Genomic DNA, 5,178 nt, shown 5'->3' on the forward strand with positions numbered 1-5,178 from the left:
GATAAAAAAGGCTACCCCCTCTAACGAAAATGGCATGCCAAATATGGGCCCGGCATGTTCCATGAATTTTGGCCACAGTAAACCAAGCTCAAAGGAAAACATAGTTCCCGATACCGCGCCGGTTGCAAAAAATATATATACGCCTTTGCTCCAGGCTTGCGTTATGTTTTTATAAACCGTGTTTTGGGTTTTGATGTATTTATAGTGCGATATAGCCATAAAAACAGGCATCACCATACCTATACAGGAATATATGATGTGAAAACCCAGCGACAGGGCCATTTGTGATCTGGCTGCTAAAAAATCATTCATGTTTATTGCGGTTAAACAAGATGTTCAAATATAACCCGTAAACATTAAAGGATATTAAAATGCTAATAATAAAGTTTATAAATATTGATTTTAAATTAGGGTGAGGTCAGGTCAGGTAGGTTCAGGTAGGGTCAGGTAGATCAGGCGGACTTTTCAATTTAAAACACCTAATTTTATACCATGAACACACCCGAACAAAACTTTGCCGCATTGGGCCTAAAGCTCCCGCCTGCACCAAAACCTATTGGCGTTTACAAACCATGTTTAGTAGCTGGAAATTTTTTATACGTATCCGGTCACGGAACTTTTAAAGAGGACGGCAGCCTGGTAATTGGCCGTGTTGGTGAAACCATGAATGCCGAAGATGGTAAACACGCAGCACAATTGGTTGGTCTTGCTATACTATCAACAATAAAAAATTATTTGGGTAGTTTGGATAAAGTGAAACGAATAATTAAAGTATTGGGCATGGTTAATTGTACTACAGATACTAAAAACCACCCGTTCATTATCAACGGCTGTAGCGAATTGTTTGCCAAAGTTTGGGGCGATGAAAATGGTATTGGCGCGCGCAGCGCGATAGGAGTTAGCTCTTTGCCCGACAATATCCCGGTAGAAATTGAAGCCATATTTGAGTTGGTGGGATAGTTTGCAACGTTTTTATCTGCAAGGAATGTCTAATATTTTGAAAATTTATACCGATAACATATCTTTAGAAAATCCCTTTAACATTTATCTAACAACATGAAGTTTAATAAATTCATTTTCGCGCTGTCATTAGCCATCGGTGCCTATACCACACAAGCGCAAACTACTGATCCTGCGCCTGTAAAGTACGATCAGCATAAAGTTTTTAATCCGTTATTTTATCCCGAAAAAGGTAATCAGTACCGCTCGGCAAGTGGTGCACCCGGTGCAAAATACTGGCAAAACCGTGCCGACTATAAACTGAATGTAACGCTTGATACCGCGAAACACAGAGTAACAGGTACTGCCGTTATTACTTATACCAATAACAGCCCCGATGGCCTGCCGTTTTTATGGTTACAGGTTGACCAGAATATTTATCGGGAAGACTCGAGGGGACAAGCTACCAGCCCTGTTACAGGCGGTAGGTTTACCAATAAAACTTATACTAACGGTGACGAGATAAAAGGCGTTTACATTATAAAAAATGGCAAAGCCGAAAAGGTCGATTACCTAATTACCGATACCCGTATGCAGATTAAGCTAAAGGATTCGCTAAAGGCAAACGGGCAGAAATTAGATATAAAGATAGATTATGCCTTTGATGTGCCCGAATATGGTACAGACCGTATGGGCAGATTAAATACCCAAAATGGCTGGGTGTATGAAATTGCACAATGGTACCCGCGCATGGAGGTTTATGATGATGTAACGGGATGGAACACCATACCTTACATGGGTGCAGCCGAGTTTTATTTGGAGTATGGTAATATTGATTACACGGTAACTGCTCCTGCAGGTTTAATTGTAGCAGGATCTGGCGAGTTGCTTAACCCTGCCGAAGTATTGTCGCCAGCTGCTATGAGCAGGTTGGCTGCAGCACGAGTTAGTGATAAAACGGTAAGCATCCGCGATTCGGCTGATATCGCCAGCAAAAAGTCTTATCCGCAAAAAGCTAACCTTACCTGGCACTTCTTCTGCAAAAACACGCGCGATGTAGCCTGGGCGGCATCAAAAGCATTTATTTGGGACGCGGCACGTATTAACTTGCCTAGCGGTAAAAAGGCTTTGGCACAATCAATTTATCCAATTGAAGTTACGGGTAAACAAGCCTGGGGCAGATCAACAGAATATGTAAAAAACGCTATCGAACTATATTCAAAAGAATGGTTTGAATATACTTACCCGGTAGCTACCAACGTGGCCGGCATAGTAGGCGGCATGGAATACCCGGGTATTGTTTTCTGCGGATGGAAATCGCAAGCCGGCGGACTGTGGGAAGTAACTAACCATGAATTTGGTCATAACTGGTTCCCGATGATAGTTGGCAGTAATGAGCGTAAATACGCCTGGATGGACGAAGGCTTTAACACTTTTATAAATAAGGTTGATACCAAAGTGTTTAATAACGGCGAATATTTTGAAAACCAGGACGCTCAAAAAGGAGCCCCGGATATGTTTAACCCGGATGCGGACGCGATTATGAATACACCCGATGTTATTCAGCCTGATTATTTGGGTTTTGCCGCTTATGAAAAACCTGCACTGGGCCTTACTATTTTGCGCGAACAGATATTGGGCGTTGAGCGTTTTGATTATGCTTTTAAAACTTATATTAAACGCTGGGCATTTAAGCACCCAACCCCGTGGGACTTTTTCCACTCGATGGATAACGCGGCAGGCGAGGACCTGAGCTGGTTCTGGAACGAGTGGTTCCTGAATACCTGGAAGCTTGATCAATCTGTAAAGGCAATAGATTATAATGATGGCGACCCATCTAAAGGCTCACTGATCACTGTTGAGAATTTGGGTGAAATGGCATTGCCGCTAACCGCGTCTATAAAAGAAGAAAACGGCAAAACAGGAATAGTTAAACTGCCTGCCGAAATATGGCAACGCGGCAGCGTATGGGTATTTCCGTATAAATCAACATCTAAAATAACATTGGTTACCCTTGATCCCGAACATAAATTACCGGATACCAATACAGAAAATAATTCTTTTAGTGGGGTGCCGGTTGCAAAAGGTGTAACCGCGGCATCGGTAATTAAAAATTATTTAGATGCTATTGGCGGCGCCGATAAAGTAAAGGATATAAAGGACATGACCATTAATGCCGAAGGAACAGTACAGGGAGTAACCGTACAGGTATCAAACAAATATAAAGCGCCTGATAAGTTTGATTATAGCGCAATTGCCCCATCTTATAACAACTATATTTTGCTGCACCTTAAAGGCAATGCAGACAGCGTGAGCGTAATACAGCAAAACCTACCTGTTGCTAATGCAACCAAAGAATATCAGCGCCATTTAGTTGACCGCTTTGGTTTCTTCCCGGAGTTGGATTATAGTAAAGCCGGTTATTCAATAACTTTAGATTCTACCCTGCGGGCCGTAAATGATGTGCTGACGTATTTAGTTGTGGCAACACATCCGGATGGTACCAGGGTTAAATCATACTTTGATATTAAAACCGGTTATAAGATCAAGCAAATTACAGATGTAGCCAATAGTTCGTCAACTGAATTTGATGACTACCGCGATGTGAATGGAGTTAAAATACCGTACAATATTAAAACCGTACTGATAGGCGCGCCTGTTGAGCTAAAGGTGAATAGCGCGGTGGCTAATACCGGGTTAACGAATGATATGTTTAAGTAAGCTCTCTTTAATAAACTTACGAAGTTTCTAAAACTTCGTAAGTTTATTAGTTCGGAAGATTAAAAAAAGCGATGGCCAGTGCGATTCCCTCCCCTGGGAGGGTAGGGAGGGGGCAAACGCTTTAAGCAAGCTCAACTTCAAGAAAGTTTAGAATAATGGTAATGCCAATCAGGGGAAGATAATAGTGTTCGAAAGATTAATTTGTCATTCTGAACGTAGTGAAGAATCTTATACGTAAACAAATTATCTGAATGACTGCCCTTATGCTTACCGATTTAATAAGATCCTTCACTACATTCAGGATGACAAAAAGGTGTTTTTAAAAATACTTCAATATCATCGGATTGCATTTCGCGTATGATGTAGTATCCCAATCCAACCCTGTACTTGGTAATTAACCAACACATTAAGTTTGTCTAACTATAGATTAATTTTATTTCATTGTGTAAAGTTTTCCTGAAATAATGTGAAGCAAATTGAACATGCTTTTATCTTTTTGTGTCCATATATTTATCCCAACGGGATTTTCGATTCCATATTTCTGTTTAAATATATCTAACCTAAGTAAATATGAAAAAAGAAATTATTAAAGAAATTGTCGCGGCCTTTGTTGGTGTTATCACCAACAAATTGCGTTGACCAGTTTATATCGATATTACCCTGATTCCTAAACATAACGGTATTTGTTGGTGATAACACCAACAAGGGCAGATAATGATATGTTTAAATAAGCTCCCTTAAATAAACTTAGAAAGTTGGCGAGGCTAAGTGTATTGTGAAACATTCAATATAAAACAAACTAATAATAATTATAATCATGTGGAAAGAAAAATTAACACCAATGACAATTGGCCTGGTCTTACATATGCCATTTGTCAAAACACTATTGTCGTACAGAACAGGTGGTACTATTGAAAGTAAATATTGCTACTCTGTCTGGCTAAGACACCTTAAAATGTTGAATTCTGTACGGAATGGGGTTCCCAAAAGGGTTGCAGAGCTAGGTCCGGGAGACTCTTTAGGAATTGGTTTTGCGGCATTGTTGTCTGGTTGCGAGTCTTTCAGGGCATTTGATGTAATAAAATACTGGAATGTAGAACGAAATTTAAAGATCTTCGAAGAACTGGTTGTTTTGTTTAAAAATAAAGCGCCTATTCCAGATAATACTGAATATCCTAAGGTTCAACCTCAACTTGATACTTATGCATTTCCGGATAACATTCTTTCAGAGGAAATACTAAAAGACTCCTTATCTGAATCCCGCCTTGAGGCGATACGTGAAGAAATTAAGAATCCTGACAATCCCCGGAACACCCTTGTCAAATTTTATGTCCCCTGGGATGATTATAAAGTCATAAGCCCTGACTCAGTTGATTTTGTGTATTCTCAGGCAGTACTGGAACATGTTGAAGATCTTGAAGGGACATATGTTGCCTTCTCAAAATGGTTGAAAAAGGGAGGAATCATGTCCCACTCAATTGATTTTAAATGTCACCGAACAACTAAACGTTGGAATGG

Annotated in this window: 4 protein-coding genes; 3 read left to right on the top strand and 1 reads right to left on the bottom strand. The window is 40.2% G+C overall.

Annotated elements, in window-relative coordinates:
• Positions 1-312 (bottom strand): cytochrome ubiquinol oxidase subunit I (locus JWP71_RS13565; RefSeq protein ID WP_299500930.1); only part of this gene is annotated, 312 nt, incomplete at its 3' end.
• A gap of 180 nt (positions 313-492) precedes the next feature.
• Here JWP71_RS13565 and JWP71_RS13570 point away from each other — a divergent pair.
• The 3 genes from JWP71_RS13570 to JWP71_RS13580 form a co-directional block, all read left to right on the top strand.
• Positions 493-960: a RidA family protein gene (locus tag JWP71_RS13570; protein ID WP_299500932.1), complete on the top strand. Its 468-nt coding sequence runs from the start codon at positions 493-495 to the stop codon at positions 958-960.
• Between the two features lie 96 nt (positions 961-1,056).
• Positions 1,057-3,660 carry a M1 family metallopeptidase gene (locus JWP71_RS13575; RefSeq protein ID WP_299500934.1) on the top strand — a complete coding sequence of 868 codons (2,604 nt, stop codon included), beginning with the start codon at positions 1,057-1,059 and terminating at the stop codon, positions 3,658-3,660.
• 817 nt (positions 3,661-4,477) lie between these two features.
• The coding region (locus JWP71_RS13580; RefSeq protein ID WP_299500936.1) for a methyltransferase domain-containing protein at positions 4,478-5,178 on the top strand (701 nt) is incomplete at its 3' end.

Origin of the sequence: Mucilaginibacter sp. (assembly GCF_028287845.1) — a bacterium.
GTDB lineage: Bacteria > Bacteroidota > Bacteroidia > Sphingobacteriales > Sphingobacteriaceae > Mucilaginibacter.

Bases quoted from the DNA above. Each gene is read 5' to 3' on its own strand.
- JWP71_RS13570 (WP_299500932.1), top strand. From the start codon at position 493: ATGAACACACCCGAACAAAACTTTGCCGCATTGGGCCTAAAGCTCCCG.
- JWP71_RS13575 (WP_299500934.1), top strand. From the start codon at position 1,057: ATGAAGTTTAATAAATTCATTTTCGCGCTGTCATTAGCCATCGGTGCC.